This window comes from Rickettsia sp. 109562A South Dakota (assembly GCF_055791265.1).
Genome location: NZ_CM147703.1, coordinates 421797 through 446080 on the forward strand (window position 1 = coordinate 421797; position 24284 = coordinate 446080).

Below are 24284 nucleotides of genomic sequence, written 5' to 3' on the forward strand. Positions count from 1 at the left end.
TAGAAAGAAGAGAAGAATAGTTAAATTGATATACCGCCGCTTTTTTTAAAGCCGGCATGAGCTTTTTCAAGCTTTTTAATAAGTTTAGGTGAATATGATTTAATGTCTTTTTCCTTGCCACCTTCATATTTTTTAGCGAGTTTCATTCCACCTCTGATCATATTATAGGAAAAGTTCATTAGCTTCGTTTCGCCTGCTATTCTTTTTGGGTTCATAAACATATAAATTTGATAAACGGCAAAGCTTTTTAATAAACGTTTTAAGTCTATTCTAGCTTGTTTGGTTAAACCTTGCAATTTATCTTTTGGGTTTGCAAGGTTTTTATTAGCATCTCTAACTATTTTAGAATGTTGATGCATTAAATAATTACTGACTTCGGCAACATTCTTGTTAATGAGCTTCTCATCCACTTTAAGCATTTTAAGCTTTAAGTTTTTAGTTTTACCTAAATACTTACGGATTAATAAGATAATTCGGCTTTGCAGTTGAGTCAAATCCATAGTTTGTTCGTTTAAGATAGCAAGTATTCGCTCTATCTCATACTCCAATTCTTCATTTTGGCTTAATTCTTCAAAAATTTCCTCTACCTCTTTATTCTCAAGCACAAGATCGTCACTAATACCCATTAATGCATCTTTTATTTGATCGGCGATTTTTTTGGTATCTTCGGAAAATTGATTATTTGTCATAATCTAATTCATAGTTAAATATAGCTTATTTTTATACTAGCAACTCATTTCTACTTGTCTATAAAAATTGTATTAAGAGATATTAATTTGAATATAATATTAGATATTTTTTTCTGCGTCATAATTATAATTGCCTAAAAAATCTACATTTTCTTTAGAAAATGTAGCTATATTCCATGAATGAGCCGTATCTCTATTAGAGTGAAGGAGATTATATTCTGTATTATATAGATCAACAGATGATTCATCTTCTGACTCTTCTTCTATATTACTACTAAACCCTTGGGCTAAATTATCGTATTTTTTAGCTTTTTTATTAAATTTAAGTTTATCATGAAATGATGAAGATAAATCACCTAAACATTTATAAAGATGAACTAACATTTCATAATTGCTATCTTCTCCTATCCTTTCTATTGCCGTTATCACGTCATAAAACGCTCTTTTTGTTGATTCTTGTGCTTTTGTTGCGGATATTGTTTGACCGTGGCACTTAAACTTAGCTTGTTTTAAAGATAATTCAGTTAATTCCGAAGATAATTTAATTGCATCTTGAGTATTGCTTTGTAGTTTGTTTATTATTTTCGATTTTTGCTCATTGATCAAGTTTTTAAAAGCTATTGATGTATTAGTTGTATCATTAGTATTGTGTAAATATTTGATAGCTTCAGAATAATTCTTCTTATCGAGTTCTATATTTGCTTTAACAGAACCAAGTTCGGCAGCTTTTTTATATAACTCTATTGATTGATCTGGCGTCATTGTGGATATTTTGGCTTCTTGGCAGTGAATTTTATCTAATTGACGCTTATAAGATTTCTCTTCCTGCTTATAAGATGCTCCTTTTTTATGTTCTTGAGGTATAGATTCAAAAGCGTTTTTTAATAATTCCTCTAACTTGTTATAAGTATCTATCTCTTGTCGTGGGGATATTTCAGAATTGAGCAGCTTGTTATAGATTACTAAATTAATATCTTCACCTTTGCTAATTTCTGTTATAGAACCAATAATATATTCCCATAGCGATTTAGCATCTTCTTCATTGATGGGATTTATTAAGTTTTGTAAATTAGTAATATTTTTATCTATAGATAAAGTCAGAGATAAATTTATTAAATTTGATTTTAAGTTAGTTTTAATATCCGCTAAGTTTTTTATATTAGCGCTTTTAATTTTTGTTAAAAATCCTCTTAGCTTAAATATATTATTAACTTCTGCGGTATCTAAAGTTTTGTTAGTTTTTATGTTATTATAAAAATTCTGAACAGCTTCATTTAATTTTTTAAGAAACGCATCTTTAGTATTATCTATCGTCGCTATAAAAGCTACTAATAATTCTTCATTTATATTATAGCCTGCTACCTCGCTAAATAAATTATCAAACCACTCTGAAGAATTAATTAAATTTGAATTCTCTTGAAAATTGTTGATATTGGAAAAATATTTCAAATAATTTATAAGAGCATTTAAACTATTTTCCGGTTTTGAAATTTGTAAAATAGGATATAATTCATCACTAACCTTGAGAAAATTTTCTATAGTTTTGTCTTTATTGTCCCTAGTTTGAGAATTTTTTAGGATTTTTATTAGTTGTGCTAATTTTTGATTTTTAGCTGGATCAAATATTGTATTTTTTTCTTTATTCCATACTTTATTTATTTCTGTTTTCAGCGCATCTATATTAGACTTTATTTCTAGATTAATCATCTTTGTAGCACTTAAAATATTTTCTGAATTACGGTCATTTATAGTTATTTTATTACTTTCATTAGGTGTGATTCAATCTTTATTGAAGCTTTAATATTGTTCCGTATTTTGGCTTATTACTAGGCTGAGAGAGAACATATGAATTGAATGCTAGTTTAGCAATAATAGATTTTTGTTTTTCACTGAAGCTTTTTTCTTTAAGAGCTTCATTAAAAATATTAGATATTTGAACTGGTTCTTTGTCATTTATCGTGTCGGTAAAAATTACGGATAGATTATTATCTGTATCTATGGCTTCAAATAAATTAGTAAATTCCCATAATATATTAGCAAGTTCTTTTACCTTATTTTGAGTATTGGGAGATTGATCGTTTTTTATTGCAATAGTCTTTTATTACTAAAATAAATTTAGTTGGCAGAGTATCTAAAATCTTTTGTAAAAAACGTATTAAGAATTGACTGGGCAAATGAATTATTGTTATTTAAATAATTACTGTTATAAACCATTAAATTTGGTTGATTTTCACGTGCAGGAGTAGTTAAGATGTCTATTTTATTCTTCATTAACGCCGTCTAAGCTTAAGATCGGTGCGAAAACTAGTAATATGGATGATGCGCTTAAAATTAAGTTTACTCTTATAGATCAAGAAGGAAAGAAATTTGATAGTACCCATTTGCAAGGTCATTTAAGTTTAATTTATTTTGGTACTACTTATTCCTTGTATGACAATCAAGCACTAAAAAAAGTAGAAGATATTATTAAGATTTTGAAGAAAGAGAATATTTTAGTACAAGTAGTTTTTATTACTCTAGATCCTGAGCATGATACAAGTGAGGTGTTAAAAAAATATTTAGAAAAAATAGATGTTAATTTTATAGGTTTAACAGGAAAAGTACAAGATATTGAACAATTAGCAGATCAATTTAAGGTCTTTTATACATTAAAAATATTCGATATGAAAACAAACAAATATGAATTACAACATTCTAATTTTGTGTATTTAATTAGTAGTCAGGGAAAATTTTTAAAGCATTATTGCTTAGGCTTACCGAAAAATATTGATTAAATAAAAATGTTATTCCTAGCTAAAAGCGGGAATCCAGAAAAAAGTGAGACAGTTTAGCCATATCAGTTTAAAAACCAATGGTACTTGTGCTTTTGACTGTGTGTGGATTCCTGCTTTCGCAGGAATGACATATGAGTCATGCCCAATGACGTTATCTAAGCATTTCCTATTTGTGATGAGAAATGTATTTCATCAATACCTAAGTGCTTTAATGCATTATGCCATTTACTTTCAGGATTATCGGCAAAAATAAATTCTTTATTACAATCCATAACCAGCCATAGATTTTTTTCTAATTCTTCTTCAAGCTGTCCCGATTTCCATGAGGTATAACCGACAATGAATAAGCTATTTTTAGGTCCTTTACCGAAAGCTATATCTTCCGAAATTTCTAAATTAGAGCTTACTGCTAAATCGTTATGGAAATCCAATAACAAATTTTTATTATAATCGCTAGAATGAAGAAAAAACCCTTTTTCATGTTCTACTGGTCCGCCAAGATATATAGGAACCATCACGGGGTTTGTTATTTCGTCATTTTTTATTTTAAAAAATGATTTTAAATCTATATGATTTACTAAACGATTAAAAATTAATCCTATTGCTCCTTCTTCCGTATGTGATAACATATAAATTAAGGACTTATGGTAAATGCCCTTTGTAATTACATGCGGTGTAGCAACGAGTGTTTTACCGGATAAGTTATGAAAAATTTTATCGCTCATAAATAAAACTTTAATTATAATAATTAATATATAAGATTTAAATCAAATTATTCAATAGAAGTTAACAATAATGATCACATTTTTTGATATTACTATTTTTGCTATTATTACTATTTTCTCATTTTTTGGGTTATGTCAAGGCATAATCGGGTTTTCAACTAGAATACTCGGTTTTATTACTTCTATAATGCTAGCATATTTCTTATATCCATATATTTCTGAATTAATCGGGAAATATATGGATAATGAGGTTATAAGAATAATTATTGCCGGTGTTATATCTTATGTTATTTCTTTAATTTTATGTGTTTTTATAGTTTACAAATTTCTTGCTATAATTTCGTTTATGAGAAACGGTTTTATTGACAGATTCTTAGGGCTATTAGCAGGATTTGCCGTAGGCGTTACTATCTCGGTAGTACTATTTTTTATAACAATGATCTTTACTTCTGAAAATTATTTTAAAAGTAAATCTTTAAAAGATTTTATAGTAAGTAGCAAACAGAGCAAATATTCAGGAGTGCTGAAAGTTTCCGTCACCACTGATTATTTAGATGAATTAAGTAAAAATATTATAGTTATAATTCCAAACGAGACTTTAAAATCTATTGAAATATTTGAAAATAGAGACTTAAATAATTTCAAAAACTCTCTTAAGAAATTGAATGATTCTAACGATGATGAGGATGTATTTTCTCAAGAATTACAAGATGAGCTTTCTAATATAGATGATGAATAAAGTGTTATTGCATAAATCGCTCAATCATAAATAGTTAATAAATATTAATCAATAGTAAATTTATTAATTAATTGTTATATGTCGTAAATAAATAGTATATTATATGCAATAAGTTAAGTGGTCAAACTATTAAAAACAACAAGTTATAGGGGGAAATTATGACTATTAAGAAGAAACTTTTTTAAATAAATTTTTACTAGCAACCAGTAGTATTGGACTACTTGCAAGCATGGAAAGCTCGGCAGCGGATATTGCTGCCGTAGGAGGACACGTTTATATGTGGAATCAGGGTTCTTGGCAGCATAATGGAGGTAATTATGCTCCACAAAATGGCGATAATATTATTCTAATAGAAAATAGGCAGAACATAAATTTTGATACAAGTATTAATATAGGTAATATTAATCTTTACGGTTATAGTTCAGATGGATTTGTAATTCATGCGAATAATCCAACTCGTACAGTTAGTATTAATAATATAGTTAATGTTAATAACAACCAAGCCCAAACGGCAGTTCAAAAAGCTTTAGGAGCACCTCTTGCATTTGGAGGTAATAACACAATGCAAAAGTACAGATACGACTTCGAAGCGGTCAGGGTATAGGTTTCTGAATTAATTATTACCGGTGATGATATTAGTGCTGTTGATTCTTTAGAAATGGCAGGAGGGAGTACTAAACTCGTTTTTCAAAATGCCATTACGGTAAATGCTCCAATATATTCTAACGGTATTGCTAGAGGAATAATAGGAATAAAGAACGATGCTGTCTTTGAAAAAGCTATCGGTAAAATGGGTAATAGTATTTATCTAATGGAAGTAGATGATTATGAATCAATAACTTTAAAATCTGATGTTCATTCTAGAGATATTATACTGGAAAAAAATTCCGCACTAATCGTAGATCCTTCTCAACAAAATATAAATGTACAATCTGGGGTTGCTATTGATGAGCTTGGAAGTATGGGGGATGGTTATGGTAAAATTCAAGTGAAAGGACATAACAAAAATACTGTAGATTTTTCTATGGATATAGGTATAAGGGATAAAAGAGTTGCTGAAATAGATATTGAAACCGGGAAGAAAACTACATTTAAAAGCGATGTATATGCAAAGAAAATTAAAGTAGCAGTCAATGATATTATATTTGAAGAAAAACTTGATATGCATGCTGTTGATAATGCAGGCAATGTAAATACCGGTAATTTAGAATTTACAGGCCGTGGTAAAGTCAAATTCAATGAGGATTTCATCGGTGATATTACTACTAAAAATGCTAATCAAGGTGAAGTAACTTATGTAAATACTCCTGATATTTACGGTGTCGGTGCAGTAAATAAAAGAATAGAGAAGCTAATATTTACAGGTAATCATGTCCACAATCTGCATAAAAATATTCATGCGGCTCAAGTTAATTTTGATGCAGGAACTTATAATGTTCACGCTAATCCTGTTACAATCTATGGAAATGCTAATATTAACGGTTCAACATTCAATCTTAGACATAACTTAATTTTTACCGGTGACGTAGTATTTTCTAATAATATTACCTTAAATGCCGTTGCAGGAACCGGTTTAATTTTCCAAAATAATGCACCTGTTGCTGCAGCCGCTACAAATATCACAATTACTGTTGATGGTGCACGTCCGGCAGATGAAGTAGCGGCACTCGCTCTTTTCACGGTTAATGGAGCTGCGTTTGCTCCTGTAGGTCATAATTATGATGCCGGTACAGGAAACTTTAACTTTACCGATCAATGCACAAGCACAGGTTCAGGCTCAACAGCAGAATCAACAAGGCGGTCAGCAGCAGAACCAGCAACAAGGACAGGGGCAGCAAAACCAACAAGGTAATCAACAAGATCAGCAGCAATATGCTCAAGTACAAGCTCAGATAAATCAGCAAGCTCAACAGCCAGAGCCAACAAGTTCAAGTAGCAGTTACACCACCAAAGCCGGAACTAGCAAATGTTATTGCTAATGTTGCTGCTCCTGCTGCATCGTAAGAAGTTAAGGTAGTGGAAGCACACCAAGAAGTGATCAGAGAGAAATTTGCACTTGTTATGCAAAATCCTGAAAAACATGCGGTAGAACTTGCTAAGGAATTAGTAAATAATAAAGCTGAGCTTAAAGAAGTTGCTAAAGTAGCTAGTGATGATACGGTTATAAAGGCTAAAACAAAGCAAGAGCAATCTTTATTATTCGTAGCACACTTAGCTCAAATCGCACCTAATAAAGAAAAAGCAACAGTACAGCATTTAGCAGAACAAGGAACAAGATCGCTTAGTGTAGTACCTGTTACATGAAGCAGTAACTTCTAACATTAATAATCACCTATCAGGCGGTAGTATGATAGCAGTTGCAGCAGGTGATGAAGAAAACCCTATAGTTACTAAAAAAGGATTATGGGTTGCCGGTACTTTCGGTTCAAGTAATCAAGATGCATATAAAGGTAATCCTAGCTATAAAGGCACGGTAGCAGGCGGTACACCCAATCAGCGGTGATCTTTATATCGGGGAAAACAGTCTTGTCGGTATTGCATATAGCCGTATGAACTCTGACTTTAAGTTTAAAGGTTCAAGTATGGGTGATAAATTATCGGCAGAAAGCGATGTTATTTCTCTATATGGTCAGCAACAATTTGGTAGCGGTTTTATATTACAAGAAATATTCTCTGCAAGTAACAGTAACAGTAAAATTAACACAAAGAATTTAAGACAAGTCGGGCCTAATAGCGATAAAACGGCTAGCGGTAAATATACAAGTAAAGCTTACGGCTTTGAGGGTAATGTAATGGTCGGTTATCAATTCTCTGTTGTTGATAGTATAAATTTAATGCCTAATATCGGTATTAGATATAATACATATAAAGATAATGCTTATACCGAAACTGGTACAGGCGTGAATAATATGTATATCGCAGGTAAGTCCGGTAATTTAACTACAGGGATTGCGGGCATAAAAATAACCGCTCCTAAGAGATTATCAAACGAAAATAGTACCGGGGCTGCATGCTTCCGTAGAAAATAGCTTCAACAATAAGCAACCTAAGGTAAAAGCTAAATTTATTTGGGCAGATAATTACTTTGAGAACACTACAAGTAGCAGTACACTGAAAGTCGGCTATAATGTAGGTGCAAGTTTACTTACGGCTCATAAGAATAGTGAGCTACTTGCAACGTATAACTGTAATTTGTGCAGCAAATATACTAGCCATCAAGGTTCATTAAAGTTGAAGATATTGTTCTAAAAATGTGTCACCCCGTGACTTGATCATGTGTTGTACCAACTTTCAGTATGTCATTCCCGCGTAGGCGGGGAATCTAGAAAAAAGTGAAGCAATTTAAATTTGTTAGTTTTAATAACTAATAGCATTTATGCTTTTTGATTACTGGATTCCCGCCTACGCGGGCATGACATAAAGACATACACCAAAGCTCATCGAAGGCAGGAATGACATACTAAAGCAATAGCTCATAATTCCCTAACCGGTTTTAGTACTAATTTCTTGTTACTCAAAATATTAATTTTAGAAAAGAAATTACTTTTCGGCTTTTTAAAATCACGTTTATAATCTTCACCGGTAACGGCATTATAGCTAGTAATTAAAGAAGGTATAACCTCATTATAATATATTTTATAAAGGTCTTGCATAGTTTCTTTGGTAGTTAAATATCCCCATTTTACGGCTTGTTGAGGTACTCTTGCTAAGGCTTCAATGCAGGCTATCGCTTCTGCAATTTCAGGGTTTTTATTTTTATACACGTCAGCTGCCGGTGATAAATTAGCTTGCATATCTTTAAACATAGCATCAATCATTAATGCCATATATTTATCGGTTTTAAATTTTTTCACAAATATTAGATTATGCCTACTGCTATAATTTAAAAGCCGAAATTTATATATAAAAATCATGAATTTTATAGCGTAAACTTTTAAACCGCTAACTTTATTTGCATTATAAAATTTAAGTTTCGTTTCATATTCTAGCTGCTTTTTCATACCTGCTTTAAGGAGCTTATGAAGCAAATTATGACAATGTATTATATCATTGCTTCTAGCAATTCTTACTTTATCCGTAGCTTTAGTACCGGAAAAATTAGCCGAATGGCGAGTAATTTGCTGACCTCTATCATCTCTTTTTATATCGGCAAAATGCCCAAGTTCTTGAGCTGCGATAATCTGGAGTCTTGCTGCCGCAGCAAAGCCGTTGCCGTAAGTCGGATAATCTTTATTGTTTTCAGCAAAAGGATTGCCGCCGCATGAAACAAAAATAGCTACATCCTTGCCGTTAGTACTTTGCATGCCGCTATTAGCTCCTACCTGTTGCCAGTTAACCATATCCATCATATCGCCGATATTATGCGAATAGGTAAGAAATACTTCCGTCTTATTAAGAAGAAGCCATCTTATTACGATCGGATGGGCAGATTGGACAAAAATACGTGCCAACATTTCGGTTACTTCTTTCTTAACCGGCTGTAGCTTTTGTATTTGCTTTTTTAAATTGTCAAAAATTGATTTTATTTTCTGATCTGAAGCGGAATTTCTGTATAAACTTTGAAAAAGCTTGGTAGTTTCAGGGATTAAATGCGGGTTTGTTAGTTCTTCTTTACTAACCATTAAGCTTATATTAAGAGCAGGCTCGGTAAACCTTGCAAAATTGCAGCAATCATCGGTCTCTATTCGTAATTTACCGGACTTAATTAATTGCATTGCCAAATGCTCATACTCTATTTCCATGTCCTGCTTATAAATAGCAGGAACATGGTCAAGAATGTGGTATATGCTGGTCATCTTGTTTATTTAGTAATTCACGCCTGCTATTTCAACATCATCTCTGGAATGCGAACTATTTATATCAAAAGGTAGTGTTACAGCTTCAAATACAAGTTCAGGTTCAGGTGCAGGGTTCGGTTTAGGTTCTTCTTCTAATATAAGTTTTACAAAAACTTTAACAACATCTAAATTAAGGAATACTTTTTCAAAGCAATTTTTAAAAAATTTATCTGACGATTTTAACTGTAATTCAAGTAATGCTTTTTGTTTATCCTCTTCATTTTTAATACATGTGTTAATTGCATCTTTCCTAAAAAATAAATGAGGATAATCCTTTAGAACTTGTGTAATCAGTGCTGGATATTGACTACTAAAATATTTGAGACATTCCTCATTACCATATCTAAATATTTTATATGCTAAGAATAAGAAGAAACAGCCTTGCTCTTCTTGAGTAAGTTTATCTGCATAATATCTTGATTAAGAAAATCTTCAATTCCTCTTCTGACCCCCGTTGAAGAAAGTATTACTTTTTGAAAAATTGGTTTTGAGAGATCAACTGAAATGTAAGGTATATTTATACTTTTCAACTGTCCGTTTTTTGCTTTCTCAGTTATTTTTTGAGATTCAGGTATTTGCTTTTCTATTTGCCATAAATCATACTCTACATTACCGGGAGTACTTTTCATATCATCCCATGATGTGTTTAATCCCTCTTGTAAAGTAGTTAAAATCTGTTTTAAAAACGATTTAAAACTCTTTAGTATATCCTCTGAATGATGATGCATATAACTAATCAAAGAAATAACATCTTGAAACGCTAATTTTTCTATAGGATTACTATTAATTTCTTTGGTATCATAACGAAAAAATTTATTTTGCATCGGCAGTTTAGCCGTAAAAAAATTACTGAAACTACTTTGCGTATCTGCCTTATTAATTTTTGAGATTTCCACACTCCTTAAATTAGAAAAAAATAAAGCTAATTTCTGTAAATCTTGTCCTATAGGTACGGTTATATCAGATTGTTTATTAATCATTTTGCTAAAATTAGTAAGTACACCTACTAGCTTTGTTTCTACCCTAGAGTTAAACATATTATCACCGGCATCATGCAGAACTGCTATTACAGCAGTGACAATAGGATGTAAAAACCGGATACCGCTATATCACCAAGGTAACAAAGCCATTTTATAACAGAAATAGGCTCCAGGCGTTCCAAATGCCCCGCATCAGGAACTACTAAGCCGCTACTTACAGCACTAGCAGCAACAAATACATTGTGTAAAGCCATATTAAAACATTTATAATATTCTTCTAATTTAGGATTAATGCCTTTCAATTCTGTAATTTGATCGTTTATATCTGCAGTAAGAGGGATATTTGCAGATCGTAACAGTTTTTTTATGTCTACAATATTAGCTTTATTTCTGTAATCTCTTGATCATGTTTAGCTACTTTGTCTGCTAGTATTGATACTTTTCTCGCAAGATCTTCATTAGTGTTATATTTATTATTAACCGTAATTAATTGACTATTATATAAATAACTTTCTCTCAATAACGGTGGTGAATTGTTATTATTAAGTTTTTCGTCTATTTGCTTGCGCATTTCCTGAACTGTTGCCTCATTCTCTTGGCAAGGTGTATACTCTTTAAGTACACTCGCAGCTTTCTTTAATTTACCTGCTTTATAAAGAGTGGTTCCTAATAAAAAATAAGTATCTTCAGGCTTAGATTGATATTGAGCTACTTGTCGAAATGAAGTGTCTGCTTTATAATAAAAATCTTGCTTATCTCTTGGATCATGAGTAGCGTCTGCTTGGCAATCATAAATCATACCCTTGCCATAGTAATAGTATTGTTTATATTCAGCTAGTTCTTTAATTTGTTTTAACTTATTAAATGCTTCTTTATAATTACCGGCTTTACAGAGTGCTTTAATATCTTGCAATATTTGTTCTATCATATTCTAATCTATATTAGTTAATTGTTTAAATCATATTATGACCGCCGTTGATGGAAATAGTCTCACCTGTTATAAAACCGGCATTTTTATCAACTAAAAATGCTATGGCTCTAGCTATTTCTTCCGGCGTACCTAGTCTTTTTTTGGGGATACTATTAACGATTTTAGCAAGCACGTCTCCAGGTACTACTCCTACCATTTCTGTTGCGATATATCCCGGAGCTATGCAGTTAACGGTGATATTTTTAGAAGCAGATTCACGTGCTAAGGCTTTAGTAAAACCAATAATGGCAGCCTTAGCGGCACAATAATTAGTTTGCCCAATCTGCCCTGCTTGAGCATTAATTGAACTGATATTTACTATACGACCGTAATCTTGGTTGCGCATCTGCTCTATCACGCTACTAGACATATTGAAACAAGAATTAAGATTAACATTAATCATATCATTCCAATCTTGATGACTCATTTTATGTAGCATTTTATCTTTGGTAATACCGGCATTATTTACAAGAATACTTACCGGTTTTTTAAACTCCTCTTCAATTTCCTTTACTGCTTTTCTACATTCTTCAAAATCTGCTACATTCCAACGTTTAGTTTTTATGCCGTATTTTTCTTCCATTTCTTTAGCAACATCGTAATTACTGAAAAAATTAGCCACTACCGTAAGACCCTTATTTTTTAATTCTAGAGCAGTAGCTTTTCCTATTCCTCTAGTACTGCCTGTTACAATTGCAAGTTCTGACATTATTTCTCCTTATATACTTATATTTTGATCTTTATTAGATTTAACCGGTGGTGTTATCGAAGGTTTAAGTCGTGATACTGATTTAGTTACCGGTTTAACAACTTTCCTATCACTGCGTATTGTGACAGATTCTTGAGGATGGCTTTTCTCATATTCCCTATCAAACTTTTTATCCATCCTTTTTTTATCTTCAATTTTATTTGTTTTAGCCGTTACCTCCATTATAGCATCAAGGTATTTTCTACTTTTTGGAATACCCGCTTTATTTTCGCCTTTTGTGCCATAACAGCCGATAGTTGCACCGCCGGCGTAAATACTACCTGCCTGCTTGGCAGTATGATCGTTTTTAAGCAATTGCTTATCTAGCTCACCTATATTGATATATTTAACTCATTTGCTACCGCCCACGCTGTCTGATCATGCATAGAAAGACCTGTTCTATCCTTACCGCTTGCACACATGGTTAGTATTTCTTCTTTTTGATTAAGCAAAGTACTACTTGTCTTTGCTATTTTCTCTGTTAGAAAATTAAATGTAGTTGATATTTTAAGGTTAATATTTTCTTTATCACCAAATAACCTAAAGGGTATATCAGCTTTTTCAACCTCTTCTCTTAATTTTACGGCATTTCTTAATATCTCTTTATTGCGGAGTTCTAATGATGATTTCTCTATCAATTCCTCTGTATTTCCCATAGGTTTATTAATTCCAAAAAGCCTCTCAAATCTGCCTCTAGGCTTAATATGTGTTTTAAGTTCCTCAGGTGAATTTTCTGCTATTTTTTCAAGAAAAGCTTTAGTACCGGATAAATTATTTGCACCTCCTGCAAGTCTTGCTAAATTAAAAGCCGTGTTAGTGTTTTTACCTCCCACATTTTTCATAGCTTCACGTGTAAGTTTAACAATCTCCGGATCGTTACCTGCACCGATAGGTCCTGAATTTAACGTATTTGTATGGAGTATTTTATCTTCCATCAATTCTTGTGCTTGTTTTGCATTTAAATTAGTAATTTCTTGCCTAGAACCCTTATCATACGAAAGGGAGGCAAGTGTGCCTGCATGTTTTGAATTATGTAATTCTTTAAAATTCTCACCGTCTTTGTCGGCTATTGCAGTAATTTTCTCAAAAGCATTCTTCATACCGACTATTTGCCGTAATTGCGTTGGGATAACATGCTTACCATTTTGAATTACATCAGCATATTTATTGACTAGTTTTCTTTCCCAAACCGGCATTTTGGTAAACCATTTTTTATCGACTCGGTTTTGATATTCTTGTTTTTGCTTGTCCGTTAAACCTTTTAAAGCTACTTCTGCTTCAACTACCGTATGATCTTTTCCTTGCTTATCGGTAACTTTAGAAAGTGTTACTATATTATAATGCTGTGATCGTTAAAATTTTGAAAATCCTTAGCGACATTCAGTTTCTTATGGGCATCTTTAACACCGTTTTCGCTTAGTAATTTTGCTACACCGTCAATTTCTGTTTTTATTTTCTTTGAAAGATTTTCTTGAGATTCTTTCATATTCAAGGCATTAAAACTATTAATAAATTTCACTTCTTCTTTATTTAATTTCAGCACAAGCTCAGGTTTATTTTCACCCTCTGCTATGTCGATCGCTCCTCTGATGGCATTTAAATATTGCATTTCAAAAGCTTCAGTGCCTAAAACCCGTGATTCGTTAGGGTTCTCTCGACCGTCACGTATTAATATAGGAGTACTACCGTCTTTTCTTTCAATTTTGATAAGTTTTATACCGGTTTTGTCTTCACGCAAAATTTTGAGTTTTTGCAATGCCTCAGTAAAATTACCGTTTTTAACTGCCTTATTGACCTCTTCTCTATTAGCTCTTAAAGGTTCACCGAATTTACTACTATCTTTTAAAAATTCTTGAGTTGTATCAATTAAAAATTTTTTATCATTATCAAAATTTTGTTTTAGAGGTGATACGGTCATAAGTTAATATTTTATAATTATTTCATCCCTTGTTATTTTAATTTAATATAATTATATAAACATAATCTATTAAAATATATTATTTACATGAACATTGATAAATTTACTGCACATGCTAAATCAGTGATAGCTAGTAGCCAATCGCTTGCTGCTAAAAACGATCATCAGCAAATATTACCTTTGCATTTATTATCTAGTCTTTTAAGTGAAGAAACAGGCATTATCAGGAGTATTATTAATAATATCGGTGGTGATTTAAATATAATACACACTCAAGTCGAAGCAGAGCTAAATAAAATACCGCAAGTAAAAGTTGCAGGCGGAGGACAAGTTTATTCTTCTGCTGAAGCTCTTAAAGCTTTAGAAAAAGCGAGCAGCCTTGCTAAAGATAGCGGTGATAGTTTTGTAACCATAGAGCGTATACTTGAAGCATTAACTTATGATAATACTATAGCCGGTAAAATTTTAACGAATAACGGAGTTAGTAGTAAAAAAGTAGCAGCTAGCATTTTGCAGCTTCGCAAAGGTAAAAGAGCTGATACCGAATCGGCAGAGAATAGCTATGATGCTCTAAAAAAATACGGCAGAGACGTCACAGAGCTTGCAGAAAGGTGCACGCTTGATCCAATAATCGGGCGTGATGAAGAAATAAGAAGAACCGTGCAGGTACTATCACGACGCATGAAAAATAATCCTGTATTGATTGGTGAGCCTGGAGTTGGTAAAACTGCTATAATTGAAGGTTTAGCTCAAAGAATTTTTAGCAAAGATGTACCTGAATCGCTTATGAACTGCCGTATTATTGAGCTTGATATGGGAGCATTAATAGCAGGAGCTAAATATCGAGGCGAATTTGAGGAGCGTCTTAAAGCAGTACTTAGTGCAATCAAAGAATCAAGCAGTGAGATTATTTTATTTATCGATGAATTGCATCTATTAGTCGGTACCGGTAAAACCGACGGTGCTATGGATGCCGCGAATTTACTAAAGCCGATGCTTGCTCGTGGCGAGCTACACTGCATCGGTGCTACTACTTTAGATGAATATCGTAAATATATCGAGAAAGATGCGGCACTTGCCCGCCGTTTCCAGCCTGTTTACGTGAGTGAGCCGACGGTTGAGGATACTATATCAATACTTAGAGGAATTAAAGAAAAATATGAGCTACATCATGCCGTGCGAATTTCCGACAGTGCAATAGTTGCAGCAGCTACGCTTTCAAATCGTTATATTACCGATCGTTATTTACCTGATAAAGCTATTGATTTGATCGATGAAGCTTGTAGCCGTATGAAAATAGAATTGTCAAGTAAACCTGAAGAGCTTGATGAATTAGATCGTCGTATTATTCAGATAAAGATTGAGCTTGCAGCACTTAAAAAGGAAAATGACGAGCATTCTAAAAAGAAAATTACCCATTTAACAGAAGAACTCGAAAAGTTAGAATCTAAATCATATGATATGAACGCTAAATGGCAGGCGGAAAAGTCTAAACTACAGCAAGCCCAAAAACTCAAAGAAGAGTTAGAACGAGCAAGAATCGATCTAGAGCGTGCCGAGCGTGATGCTAATCTCGCTAAAGCTAGTGAGCTAAAATACGGAATTATACCTGAGATTATGAAAAAGATTCAGGAAGCCGAAAGTATGGATAATAAAGGGTTGTTAAAAGAAATTGTATCGGAAAGTGATATAGCAAGTATTATCTCTCGTATTACCGGAATCCCGATTGATACTATGCTGTCAAGTGAGCGTGAGCGTTTGCTTGTAATGGAGCAGAAATTACGAGAATTGGTTATAGGTCAGGATGAAGCGATTAAAGGCGTTAGTGATGCGGTTAGAAGATCACGTGCAGGTATTCAGGATATTAACCGCCCGCTTGGTTCGTTCTTATTCTTAGGACCGACCGGAGTCGGTAAAACAGAGCTTACCAAAGCCTTAGCCGCTTTTCTTTTTGATGATCGTAATGCAATACTTCGTGTAGATATGTCGGAATATATGGAAAAGCATGCTATTTCTCGTCTGATAGGAGCTCCTCCGGGCTATATCGGATATGATCAGGGCGGGGTACTAACAGAAGCAGTAAGACGCCGTCCTTATCAGGTAATATTATTTGATGAAGTGGAAAAAGCACATCCCGATATTTTTAATATTATGCTGCAAATACTTGATGAGGGAAGATTAACCGATAGTCAAGGTATAACGGTTGATTTTAAAAATACTATTATAGTTTTAACATCTAATTTAGGTGCAGAAATACTTGTTAACCAAAAAGAAGGTGAAGATAGTTATAAAGTTAAGGATGAGGTTATGGAGTATGTTAGAGCAGTATTTAAACCTGAGTTTTTAAATAGGCTAGATGAGATTATATTATTCCATCGCCTAAATCGCAACAATATCCACGACATCGTTAAGATACAACTTGAAAGCTTAAAGAAAATTTTACTAGCACAAAATATTACTCTTGAATTTGATGAATCTGCCTTAAATTATTTAGCCGAAAAAGGCTATGATCCAAGCTTTGGAGCTAGACCCTTAAAACGCCTTATCCAGCGAGAAATACAAAATAATTTAGCCAAGATGATTTTAGCAGGCGAAATAAGTAGCGGTAAAACGGTTAAAATAAGTAGAGAAAAAGAAGAGCTAAGGATAAAGCTTGTGAACTAGGTCCAGTTAAAAATACTAAAATTATTAGTACTTTGAGTTGTTTTGCTAAATACCGTGATCAAGCCCACGGTATGATATTTTGACTATTTTTCGATCCATGCAGGCAATGTCTTTAAAACTTCATCTAGGTTTATATTTATTAAATTTAGGATAAGATTTAAATCTTATCCTAAATTTAGGGTTAATAACTTTCAATTTCAGCTAAATTTATTACTTCTCCTGAAAATTTATAATAATCACTACTAGTAGAGTTAGGAATTTGTAAGTCAAATAATAGTGCTTTTTCTTCTTTATACGGATCAACTAAGTAAGAGTTTGTAATATCTGTAACTATTGGCGATAAGTAGTTTGTTGTTTCAATAAGTTTATTAATAGCATTTTGTCCGTCTTTTAATATTTTATCGACTAGTTTTTTATCATTATAAAAAGTATTTACGGCACCTATTAAGGTTGTTGATATCTCATATATAATAACACCGTTTTTAATTATATTGGTTATATTAGAGTCTAATTTTGCTGTTTTAGAAAAAATTAAAGAAATAACAGTAGGATATTTATTAAATACATTAGGTAATTCTAAAAAATTATTTACAGCTGAATAGGCAGAATTTGTTGCTTCTGAAAAACAATTAAATGCTTTGTATATGTTTTCATAATTGTTATTGCTCATAAACTTACCTCTTTTTTATATAGATAATTACCATGAAACATGGTCATTACATATCATACTACTAAATTAAGAAGTGTCAATATTAAAAATTATATAGTAAACTGATTTGAACGCTGTAGCACGTTGTTCGTCGACTCGCTATTATAGGTTTCGCTCCTCACGTCTGTCACAAAATGGGGCTGAGTTTACTATATTTCTTCCAAGCTCCACCTAGCTTTTGGACAGAAATTCAAAGGAGTAAATAACTTATTATTGTAACGCTCAAGTCCTGCATATGCAATCATTGCGGCATTATCGGTGCATAAGTGGATAGGTGGATAAATAAGCTGATAACCATATGTTTTAGCACAACTACTTAATATTTCTTGTAAATATTTATTAGCAGCAACACCGCCGGCAATTACTATATTTTTCTTATCACAATTATTTATCATTTGTTCATATGCTCTAATAGCATCCTGTACCTTACTACTTAGAATTTCTCCTATTGTGAACTGAAAACTTGCCGCTATATCATTAACTACAGCATCATTAATTTCCTTTAGACTCATTATTAAAGTACGTAAGGCAGTTTTAAGTCCTGAAAAGGACATATTGCAATTACCGCTGTTAATTATAGGTTTTGGAAATTTATATTTATGAGAATTACCAAGTTTTGCTCTTTTCTCAATTTCAGGTCCTCCGGGAAAATCTAAATTTAACATTTTTGCTACCTTGTCAAAAGCTTCGCCTACGGCATCATCTATAGTAGACCCTAGTATTTTATATTTTCCGAGTCCTAAGATTGCTACAAATTGGCAATGCCCACCTGAAGCTAGCAAGAGTAAATAAGGATAAGGGATATTATCGGTTAATCTTGCGGTTAAGGCATGACCTTCTAAATGATTAACTGCAATAAAGGGTTTTTTTAAAGCACTGCTTAGCGATCTTGCAAACATTGAACCCACTATAACACCGCCGATTAAACCGGGACCGGAAGTTGCAGCAATTGCACTAATTTCCGTTAATTTGGTATTGCTTTCTTTTAAAACACTTTTTAATGCTTTATCTAGATTCGATAAATGAGAACGTGCAGCAATCTCAGGTACTACCCCTCCAAAAACTGCATGTTCTGTATTTTGTGAAATGATTATATTAGATAAGATTTCTCGGTTTTCGGTGATTATAGAAACAGCTGTATCATCACAGCTTGATTCTATACCTAAAATTTTTGTCATTCAAATTAAAATTAATGAGATACCTTTAAGGTATTTAATTGATTATACAGCTTATAAATAGATTGTTCAGCATCAATAATTTTTTTATTAACTATTTTTAGTAATTTTTCCGAAGGTTTTTCTGTTATTTGTGTTGCAGAACTTATTTGCTCCGCTAAATTTTTAAGCGATTCTTGTATTTCTACAAAAGATTTTTTAAATTGTTCTTTAATTGTAATAGATGATTCTTCAAGCTCTTTAATTTTTAAGCATAAATTTTCTAGAAGCTGATCTATTTTAGTTTGCATTGAGCTCAATTTTTGCTTTTGCTTTTCACTAAGATAGCTTAAAGTTTCTTGCATTTTTGCCTGTATCCGTACTTTTGTAGTACGTTCGAGTTCTGAAGCTAAACCGACTTTACTCATTAAAAATATTATCCATTTGTGAACGTCAAAATGATACCATTTTGCACCGTTACGATAATCTGAAGGAAAAGCATGATGGTAATTGTGCCAATTTTCACCGAGTAAGAATAATGCCATCCACCAAATATCTCCAGCAGTGCCTTTGTAATATTTTTTACTACCGGCAAAGTGGCATAAAGAATTGACGCAGAATGTTGCTTGCTGTTGCAGGAATCTACCGAGTCCCATAAATAAAAATCCTGCATATGCTGATTGCATAGTACCGCCGACTAAATAACCGATAAATAAAGGTACGACAATATTCATAAAAGCTGCTATTTGCCAATAATATTTTAGCTGCCATTTTAATAAATTGTTCTTCCCGTGCTTAGCCCAAGTAATGCGATCAATAGATTTATAGCTACCGCTTCCGACTAACATCCATCCTATATGAGCCCACATAAAACCTAAAAATTTATTGTCAAATTTTAAAGGAGTATGCGGGTCTTGATCTTTATCTGTAAAAATATGATGTTTATAATGATTCGATGCCCAAGATAAAGCCGGTCCTTGTAATGTTCCGGCAGACAGCATAACTAAAATAAACTCGGCATATTTATTTATTTTATAAGAATTATGAGACCATAGCCTATGTAAACCGATCCCAACGGTAATATTATTAATATAATAGCTAGCAATTATAAAAATAACTTCAGCTAATCCTATTCCATAATCAAACGAATATTTAACTATAAGAGATATAATAAAAATAGGATAAAATATTAAAGCAAATAAAGCAGGCTTATTTAGTTTACTTAACATAAAATTTACGGTTTTTAGTTATAAAATATATAAATCGGCAACACATAAGATTTTATTTAAAATCTTATTATATTATTAGTATACATAAATATAATTAATAGATATTAACATACTTAATGTGTAAATACAAAGAAAATTTTGGCTTATTGAGTTAATTTAAAATTTAGGCGACAAAATTCTAGTTGCTATCCTTATTTAAACAATAACCGATAAACCGAACGGTTTTAATAATTAAATTGTCTTTTTCTAAAGCCTCTCTAATCCTATTTATATGAACATCTATAAGACGTTCATTAAAGGCCTCTTCACTTTCCCATAAATTTTATTATTTCTTGACGCGAAAATACTTCATTTGGAAACTGAAAAAAAGTCGTAAAATTTTAAACTCAGTAGGACCTAGACGAATATTCAGTCCGTCTTTGTATACTTTTTCAGTATTTAAATCAATATTTATAATAATAAATTAATAATGTTATCTTGTAAAACTGATTTAGAACGTCTCAATAAACTCTTTAAAGTACCTACTATCTGCTCCGATAAGAAAGGCTTATAAAAAAAAATAAATAGCACGTTATTGTCTATTTCTATTAAATTTAATTGCTTTTTTGATAATAAAAAGATTATGGGCGTTTTAGAAAATTTATTAATTTTTCTAACGTTATTTATTGTTATTAAAGGATTTTCTTGTAATTCTGCACTAATAATCATGATAGCAAGCGGTTGACTAAAAAAATAAGTTAATGCTTTTTCTAGAGTTGAAGCCCTAATTATATTAAAGCCTGCTCTATATCATTACTTAAAGAAATATTAACACTTTTTGTATTTTTTTCTTCTATAATTAAAACTTCAGGTAATAGCTTATCAAACACTGAATTAATCTCCATTAATATTAGGCAAATAATTAAAAACTTTTGTAATAATTTTCTAATTTATTAGGGTTTATAGCAAACTTTTTACAAAAAGAAACAAAGAAATGATAATTTTTTAAAGATAATACTTGAATTTAATAGTTTTAGTTGCTATAAATAGCTTTATTTTAAAGTTTGTTTGTTGGAGATCCTTATATATCATGAGCTTTTATGAATCAGTTTTTATTGTACGCCAAGACGTATCATTAAACGATATAGATAAAATCGTTGATGATTTTGCTAAAATTATTAAAGATAATAACAGCACTATCATAAAAAAAGAATATTGGGGGTTAAGAACTTTAGCTTACAAAATCGGTAATAACAAAAAAGGACATTATTATTTTTTAGGTCTAGACATTACTCGGAATGTAAAAGAAGAACTAGAAAGAAAAATGAAGCTTAATGAAAATATCATTAGATTTCTTACAATTAAAGCAGATTCAATTAGTAGTGAACCTTCACCGATATTAAAAAATCAGAGTACAGAGAATACTCCGGTAATTGACGTAACGATTAATAATTAAATTTGTAAGAATTAAGGTTAAAGAATGTTAAAAAGTAATAATGCTAGTGAAACAGCTACCCGCAAAGTAGGAGATAAAACTACTAAAAAAGTATTTTTTAGAAGACGTAAAGGATGCCCTCTTTCTGTGCCTAATGCACCTGTTATTGATTATAAAAATCCTGAACTTTTAATAAAGTTTGTCTCTGAAGGCGGTAGAATGCTACCAAGCAGGATCACAAATGTTTGTGCAAAGAAACAAAGAAAGCTAAATAATGCTATTAAAATTGCAAGAATTTTAGCGTTATTACCTTTTGTATTTCAAGCTAAATAAAGGCATAATACATGGAAATTATATTAATAAAACCCGTAAGAAAATTAGGTAAAATTGGCGACATACTCAAAGTAGCAGACGGATTTGGTCGTAATTATCTTTTACCGCAAAAATTAGCTATTAGAGCTACTGAGCCTAATAAAGAGCTAATAGTTAAACAAAAACACGAATTTGAAGCAAAAGATAAGCAAATAAGAGAAGAAGTAGAAAAAATCAATGCTCTTATTAAAGATCAAAAATTAGTTTTTATCCGTCAAACATCAGATGACGGTAAACTTTTCGGTTCGGTTACTAATAAAGAAATAGCCGATAAATTATCTGAAAATGTATCTTATAATATTTCTCATTCAAATATTATTCTTGATAAACAAATTAAATCTACCGGAATTTATACGGTTGAAATAAGACTCCATGCAGAGCTTAATGCTATAGTTACGGTTATTGTTGCAAGATCAGAATCAGAAGCACAAGATTATTTACGTGAACAAAAGACTGAAACTTCAGAAACATTAGCTGAATCAGCATAAATTTTTCTTTATCATCTAGCTGTATGGATACAAAATCGTCATAAGCTAAGCGACTGAAAGGAACGTGGCAATCCAGCAAAATAATTAAAAAATGCTATAAATTAGCATTTTTATTTTTCCTTGCTTCGTCAATTTACTATTGTAAATTTCCTCGCAATGACGAAAAACAAGTCATAACAGCAACGTTCGTACATTACTGCGTTTGACCACGGATAATACTAGATATTTTTCAACCATGCTACAGCTAAATCTCGATCGCTTCAGACAGGATGAATTTAAGAGTAAGTCTGCGAAAGCAGTACAAATAGTACGTGAGCACAGACTTAACTCGAAAAATTCGCCTGTATCAAGCTTTTTGAATGACGCTATATACTCCTGTGAAATGAAGAGTTGGGATACGAAGATCAACTTGGAAAAGAGCAAGGAGTCTGTAAGCCGAGGAGCGGAGCGTATAATACACGTTCGGCATCCGAGGACTTTCAAAGACATTGTCACCAATTTTTCAAGTAAGGCGAGTATATATGAAAAATTTGAGTATAATATCAATAATCTAATAGGTAATTTTGGTTTATCTAAAATAGCGGTTGCAGTCTCCGGTGGAAGTGATTCGGTAGCACTTCTTTATCTTACTAATATTTGGGCAGAAAAAAATAATATAGAATTATTTGTTATATCGGTTGATCATAACTTACGGGAACAGTCGAAGCAAGAGACCCATTATATCCAAAACATCAGTAACAGCCTAAATCGTAAGCATTATAATTTATCTTTTGATCATCAAAATAATTTTTCCAATTTACAAGAAAGAGCAAGAGAAGGACGCTATGATTTAATGACAAATCTATGCCTGGAACTCGATATATTAGCACTTCTAACTGCTCACCATGAGGATGATTACGTAGAAAATTTTTGTTTGAGGTTAGAACGCAATAGCGGTATATTTGGTCTTAGTAGCAGCAATATAAATTGGCATAATAATACACAAATAATTAGACCTCTATATAATATTCCAAAAAGTGAATTAGTAGAATATTTAGTCAGCCATAATATAAAATGGTTTGAAGATGAATCGAATTTATCAGATAAATATAAGCGGAATCTTATTAGACAAAAATTAGCTAAAGAAGAAGATTATATTAAAGCCGATATAATCTTGCAACAGCTTAAAATTAATAATCTACTGGATGATAAATTTAAACCGGAGTTAATATCAGCAATAGCTGAAGCGATCAAGATTTTTGAATATGGTTTTGCTTTTCTTGATTTAGTAAAATTTGATAAGTTTTCAAATGAGGTAAAAGTACAACTAATTAATTTTTTACTGATAATAATTAGCGGACAATCTAGAGTAGCACGTTTTTATTCAGTATCTCCTATTTTGGAGCTAATTACTCAAGACGTAAACTTTAAGAATACACTTCATGGTTGTGTAATTAAGCGTATACAAAACGAGTTACTTATATACAGGGAATTCGGTAGAAAATTACCTGAGAGTAAGATATTACTAGATAAATCCGTTATTTGGGATAATAGATTTTGTATTACAAAAAATCAAGAAACTCCAAATTGTTTTGTAACTCATTTATCGTTAGAAGATTATAAAACGATAAAGAAACAATTAGATTTAGAACCTTTGAAAAATCTATCCTGCAAAAACCACAATGCAATTTTATTTACCTTACCTATCGTTAAAATACTTGAAAAAGTTATAGCAATACCACATATATCATATTATGATAACGATATGAGGAATTTTGGAGTCTCTTTTGCTCCGAATTTTGTATCTCGTTTTACACATTTTTGCTGATATCAGTATTAAGATAAGATTTTAAAATTTAATCTTAATACTGAATTTGCATTTTATACATATTTT

Annotated in this window: 27 protein-coding genes and 2 pseudogenes; 12 read left to right on the forward strand and 17 right to left on the reverse strand. The window is 31.8% G+C overall.

Annotation, left to right across the window (positions count from 1 at the left end; all coding sequences use genetic code 11):
- Window positions 1-20: 20 nt before the first annotated feature.
- The 3 genes from ACIAS7_RS02410 to ACIAS7_RS02420 all read right to left on the reverse strand — a co-directional run bounded on the left by ACIAS7_RS02410 (window position 21) and on the right by ACIAS7_RS02420 (window position 2960).
- Window positions 21-689 (reverse strand): DUF5394 family protein, encoded by a 669-nt coding sequence (locus ACIAS7_RS02410; protein ID WP_473199192.1) that lies wholly within the window; start codon window positions 687-689, stop codon window positions 21-23.
- Between the two features lie 99 nt (window positions 690-788).
- Window positions 789-2396, reverse strand: a complete 1608-nt coding sequence (locus ACIAS7_RS02415; RefSeq protein ID WP_473199193.1) for a hypothetical protein — start codon at window positions 2394-2396, stop codon at window positions 789-791.
- A 408-nt stretch (window positions 2397-2804) separates the two neighbouring features.
- Complete coding sequence (locus ACIAS7_RS02420; protein ID WP_473199194.1) at window positions 2805-2960, reverse strand: hypothetical protein; 156 nt, start codon at window positions 2958-2960, stop codon at window positions 2805-2807.
- On the opposite strand from ACIAS7_RS02420, the pseudogene ACIAS7_RS02425 reads away from it, so the two are divergent.
- Window positions 2942-3463, forward strand: a pseudogene (locus tag ACIAS7_RS02425) (SCO family protein); the annotation flags it as partial. The gene ACIAS7_RS02420 and the pseudogene ACIAS7_RS02425 overlap by 19 nt on opposite strands.
- Window positions 3464-3618: 155 nt before the next feature.
- On the opposite strand, the gene ACIAS7_RS02430 reads toward ACIAS7_RS02425, so the two are convergent.
- Entirely contained in the window at window positions 3619-4188 is a 570-nt protein-coding gene (locus ACIAS7_RS02430; protein WP_473199195.1) for a YqgE/AlgH family protein, read from the reverse strand.
- A gap of 70 nt (window positions 4189-4258) precedes the next feature.
- Here ACIAS7_RS02430 and ACIAS7_RS02435 point away from each other — a divergent pair, with 70 nt between their 5' ends.
- The 6 genes and pseudogenes from ACIAS7_RS02435 (at window position 4259) to ACIAS7_RS02460 (ending at window position 8176) form a co-directional block, all read left to right on the forward strand.
- A complete protein-coding gene (locus ACIAS7_RS02435; protein WP_473199196.1) occupies window positions 4259-4927 on the forward strand; it encodes a CvpA family protein in 669 nt (222 codons plus the stop codon).
- Window positions 4928-5156: 229 nt separating this feature from the next.
- Complete coding sequence (locus ACIAS7_RS02440) at window positions 5157-5531, forward strand: hypothetical protein (protein ID WP_473199197.1); 375 nt, start codon at window positions 5157-5159, stop codon at window positions 5529-5531.
- 54 nt (window positions 5532-5585) lie between these two features.
- Window positions 5586-6779, forward strand: a complete 1194-nt coding sequence (locus ACIAS7_RS02445) for a hypothetical protein (RefSeq protein ID WP_473199198.1) — start codon at window positions 5586-5588, stop codon at window positions 6777-6779.
- 164 nt (window positions 6780-6943) lie between these two features.
- Window positions 6944-7231 (forward strand): hypothetical protein, encoded by a 288-nt coding sequence (locus ACIAS7_RS02450; RefSeq protein ID WP_473199199.1) that lies wholly within the window; start codon window positions 6944-6946, stop codon window positions 7229-7231.
- A gap of 43 nt (window positions 7232-7274) precedes the next feature.
- On the forward strand, window positions 7275-7430 hold the full coding sequence (locus ACIAS7_RS02455) for a hypothetical protein (RefSeq protein ID WP_473199200.1): 156 nt from the start codon (window positions 7275-7277) through the stop codon (window positions 7428-7430).
- 46 nt (window positions 7431-7476) lie between these two features.
- Window positions 7477-8176, forward strand: a pseudogene (locus ACIAS7_RS02460) (autotransporter outer membrane beta-barrel domain-containing protein).
- A gap of 224 nt (window positions 8177-8400) precedes the next feature.
- On the opposite strand, the gene ACIAS7_RS02465 reads toward ACIAS7_RS02460, so the two are convergent.
- From ACIAS7_RS02465 to ACIAS7_RS02500, 8 genes are all read right to left on the reverse strand, one after another.
- The gene (locus ACIAS7_RS02465) at window positions 8401-9723 is read right to left on the reverse strand and encodes a DUF2748 family protein (RefSeq protein WP_473199201.1); all 1323 of its coding nucleotides are present in this window, start codon (window positions 9721-9723) and stop codon (window positions 8401-8403) included.
- Between the two features lie 401 nt (window positions 9724-10124).
- On the reverse strand, window positions 10125-10802 hold the full coding sequence (locus ACIAS7_RS02470) for a hypothetical protein (protein WP_473199202.1): 678 nt from the start codon (window positions 10800-10802) through the stop codon (window positions 10125-10127).
- A 29-nt stretch (window positions 10803-10831) separates the two neighbouring features.
- Complete coding sequence (locus tag ACIAS7_RS02475; RefSeq protein ID WP_473199203.1) at window positions 10832-11047, reverse strand: hypothetical protein; 216 nt, start codon at window positions 11045-11047, stop codon at window positions 10832-10834.
- A gap of 68 nt (window positions 11048-11115) precedes the next feature.
- A complete protein-coding gene (locus ACIAS7_RS02480) occupies window positions 11116-11673 on the reverse strand; it encodes a hypothetical protein (RefSeq protein WP_473199204.1) in 558 nt (185 codons plus the stop codon).
- 25 nt (window positions 11674-11698) lie between these two features.
- On the reverse strand, window positions 11699-12424 hold the full coding sequence (locus ACIAS7_RS02485) for an SDR family oxidoreductase (RefSeq protein WP_473199205.1): 726 nt from the start codon (window positions 12422-12424) through the stop codon (window positions 11699-11701).
- A 9-nt stretch (window positions 12425-12433) separates the two neighbouring features.
- Window positions 12434-12778: a hypothetical protein gene (locus ACIAS7_RS02490; RefSeq protein WP_473199206.1), complete on the reverse strand. Its 345-nt coding sequence runs from the start codon at window positions 12776-12778 to the stop codon at window positions 12434-12436.
- A gap of 17 nt (window positions 12779-12795) precedes the next feature.
- Entirely contained in the window at window positions 12796-13659 is an 864-nt protein-coding gene (locus tag ACIAS7_RS02495) for a hypothetical protein (protein ID WP_473199207.1), read from the reverse strand.
- A 134-nt stretch (window positions 13660-13793) separates the two neighbouring features.
- Window positions 13794-14381 carry a hypothetical protein gene (locus ACIAS7_RS02500; protein ID WP_473199208.1) on the reverse strand — a complete coding sequence of 196 codons (588 nt, stop codon included), beginning with the start codon at window positions 14379-14381 and terminating at the stop codon, window positions 13794-13796.
- Window positions 14382-14468: 87 nt separating this feature from the next.
- On the opposite strand from ACIAS7_RS02500, the gene clpB reads away from it, so the two are divergent.
- A complete protein-coding gene (clpB, locus tag ACIAS7_RS02505; protein WP_473199209.1) occupies window positions 14469-17045 on the forward strand; it encodes an ATP-dependent chaperone ClpB in 2577 nt (858 codons plus the stop codon).
- A 181-nt stretch (window positions 17046-17226) separates the two neighbouring features.
- Here the strand turns inward: clpB and ACIAS7_RS02510 are convergent, their stop codons facing one another.
- The 5 genes from ACIAS7_RS02510 to ACIAS7_RS02530 all read right to left on the reverse strand — a co-directional run bounded on the left by ACIAS7_RS02510 (window position 17227) and on the right by ACIAS7_RS02530 (window position 20845).
- A complete protein-coding gene (locus ACIAS7_RS02510; RefSeq protein ID WP_473199210.1) occupies window positions 17227-17715 on the reverse strand; it encodes a DUF5424 family protein in 489 nt (162 codons plus the stop codon).
- 188 nt (window positions 17716-17903) lie between these two features.
- Window positions 17904-18932 (reverse strand): tRNA (adenosine(37)-N6)-threonylcarbamoyltransferase complex transferase subunit TsaD, encoded by a 1029-nt coding sequence (gene tsaD, locus ACIAS7_RS02515; protein ID WP_473199211.1) that lies wholly within the window; start codon window positions 18930-18932, stop codon window positions 17904-17906.
- 11 nt (window positions 18933-18943) lie between these two features.
- Window positions 18944-20137 carry an acyl-CoA desaturase gene (locus ACIAS7_RS02520; RefSeq protein ID WP_473199212.1) on the reverse strand — a complete coding sequence of 398 codons (1194 nt, stop codon included), beginning with the start codon at window positions 20135-20137 and terminating at the stop codon, window positions 18944-18946.
- A gap of 178 nt (window positions 20138-20315) precedes the next feature.
- Entirely contained in the window at window positions 20316-20420 is a 105-nt protein-coding gene (locus ACIAS7_RS02525; protein WP_473199391.1) for a winged helix-turn-helix domain-containing protein, read from the reverse strand.
- A gap of 167 nt (window positions 20421-20587) precedes the next feature.
- A complete protein-coding gene (locus ACIAS7_RS02530; protein ID WP_473199213.1) occupies window positions 20588-20845 on the reverse strand; it encodes a hypothetical protein in 258 nt (85 codons plus the stop codon).
- A 361-nt stretch (window positions 20846-21206) separates the two neighbouring features.
- Between ACIAS7_RS02530 and rpsF the strand changes: the two genes are divergently transcribed.
- The 4 genes from rpsF (at window position 21207) to tilS (ending at window position 24218) form a co-directional block, all read left to right on the forward strand.
- The gene (gene rpsF, locus ACIAS7_RS02535; RefSeq protein WP_473199214.1) at window positions 21207-21572 is read left to right on the forward strand and encodes a 30S ribosomal protein S6; all 366 of its coding nucleotides are present in this window, start codon (window positions 21207-21209) and stop codon (window positions 21570-21572) included.
- Between the two features lie 24 nt (window positions 21573-21596).
- Window positions 21597-21884, forward strand: coding sequence for a 30S ribosomal protein S18 (gene rpsR / locus ACIAS7_RS02540; protein ID WP_473199215.1), 288 nt, complete (start codon window positions 21597-21599; stop codon window positions 21882-21884).
- A gap of 11 nt (window positions 21885-21895) precedes the next feature.
- Window positions 21896-22411 carry a 50S ribosomal protein L9 gene (gene rplI / locus ACIAS7_RS02545; protein ID WP_473199216.1) on the forward strand — a complete coding sequence of 172 codons (516 nt, stop codon included), beginning with the start codon at window positions 21896-21898 and terminating at the stop codon, window positions 22409-22411.
- A 202-nt stretch (window positions 22412-22613) separates the two neighbouring features.
- Window positions 22614-24218 carry a tRNA lysidine(34) synthetase TilS gene (gene tilS / locus ACIAS7_RS02550; protein WP_473199217.1) on the forward strand — a complete coding sequence of 535 codons (1605 nt, stop codon included), beginning with the start codon at window positions 22614-22616 and terminating at the stop codon, window positions 24216-24218.
- Window positions 24219-24284: the final 66 nt, after the last annotated feature.

Bases quoted from the DNA above. Each gene is read 5' to 3' on its own strand.
- ACIAS7_RS02530 (WP_473199213.1), bottom strand. From the start codon at position 20,845: ATGATTATTAGTGCAGAATTACAAGAAAATCCTTTAATAACAATAAAT.
- rpsR (WP_473199215.1), top strand. From the start codon at position 21,597: ATGTTAAAAAGTAATAATGCTAGTGAAACAGCTACCCGCAAAGTAGGA.
- ACIAS7_RS02520 (WP_473199212.1), bottom strand. From the start codon at position 20,137: ATGTTAAGTAAACTAAATAAGCCTGCTTTATTTGCTTTAATATTTTAT.
- ACIAS7_RS02510 (WP_473199210.1), bottom strand. From the start codon at position 17,715: ATGAGCAATAACAATTATGAAAACATATACAAAGCATTTAATTGTTTT.
- clpB (WP_473199209.1), top strand. From the start codon at position 14,469: ATGAACATTGATAAATTTACTGCACATGCTAAATCAGTGATAGCTAGT.
- ACIAS7_RS02455 (WP_473199200.1), top strand. From the start codon at position 7,275: ATGATAGCAGTTGCAGCAGGTGATGAAGAAAACCCTATAGTTACTAAA.
- ACIAS7_RS02440 (WP_473199197.1), top strand. From the start codon at position 5,157: ATGGAAAGCTCGGCAGCGGATATTGCTGCCGTAGGAGGACACGTTTAT.
- rplI (WP_473199216.1), top strand. From the start codon at position 21,896: ATGGAAATTATATTAATAAAACCCGTAAGAAAATTAGGTAAAATTGGC.
- ACIAS7_RS02410 (WP_473199192.1), bottom strand. From the start codon at position 689: ATGACAAATAATCAATTTTCCGAAGATACCAAAAAAATCGCCGATCAA.
- ACIAS7_RS02415 (WP_473199193.1), bottom strand. From the start codon at position 2,396: ATGATTAATCTAGAAATAAAGTCTAATATAGATGCGCTGAAAACAGAA.
- ACIAS7_RS02420 (WP_473199194.1), bottom strand. From the start codon at position 2,960: ATGAAGAATAAAATAGACATCTTAACTACTCCTGCACGTGAAAATCAA.
- ACIAS7_RS02495 (WP_473199207.1), bottom strand. From the start codon at position 13,659: ATGCCGGTTTGGGAAAGAAAACTAGTCAATAAATATGCTGATGTAATT.
- rpsF (WP_473199214.1), top strand. From the start codon at position 21,207: ATGAGCTTTTATGAATCAGTTTTTATTGTACGCCAAGACGTATCATTA.
- tsaD (WP_473199211.1), bottom strand. From the start codon at position 18,932: ATGACAAAAATTTTAGGTATAGAATCAAGCTGTGATGATACAGCTGTT.
- ACIAS7_RS02480 (WP_473199204.1), bottom strand. From the start codon at position 11,673: ATGATAGAACAAATATTGCAAGATATTAAAGCACTCTGTAAAGCCGGT.
- ACIAS7_RS02500 (WP_473199208.1), bottom strand. From the start codon at position 14,381: ATGACCGTATCACCTCTAAAACAAAATTTTGATAATGATAAAAAATTT.
- ACIAS7_RS02470 (WP_473199202.1), bottom strand. From the start codon at position 10,802: ATGTTTAACTCTAGGGTAGAAACAAAGCTAGTAGGTGTACTTACTAAT.
- ACIAS7_RS02485 (WP_473199205.1), bottom strand. From the start codon at position 12,424: ATGTCAGAACTTGCAATTGTAACAGGCAGTACTAGAGGAATAGGAAAA.
- ACIAS7_RS02430 (WP_473199195.1), bottom strand. From the start codon at position 4,188: ATGAGCGATAAAATTTTTCATAACTTATCCGGTAAAACACTCGTTGCT.
- ACIAS7_RS02465 (WP_473199201.1), bottom strand. From the start codon at position 9,723: ATGACCAGCATATACCACATTCTTGACCATGTTCCTGCTATTTATAAG.
- ACIAS7_RS02435 (WP_473199196.1), top strand. From the start codon at position 4,259: ATGATCACATTTTTTGATATTACTATTTTTGCTATTATTACTATTTTC.
- ACIAS7_RS02445 (WP_473199198.1), top strand. From the start codon at position 5,586: ATGGCAGGAGGGAGTACTAAACTCGTTTTTCAAAATGCCATTACGGTA.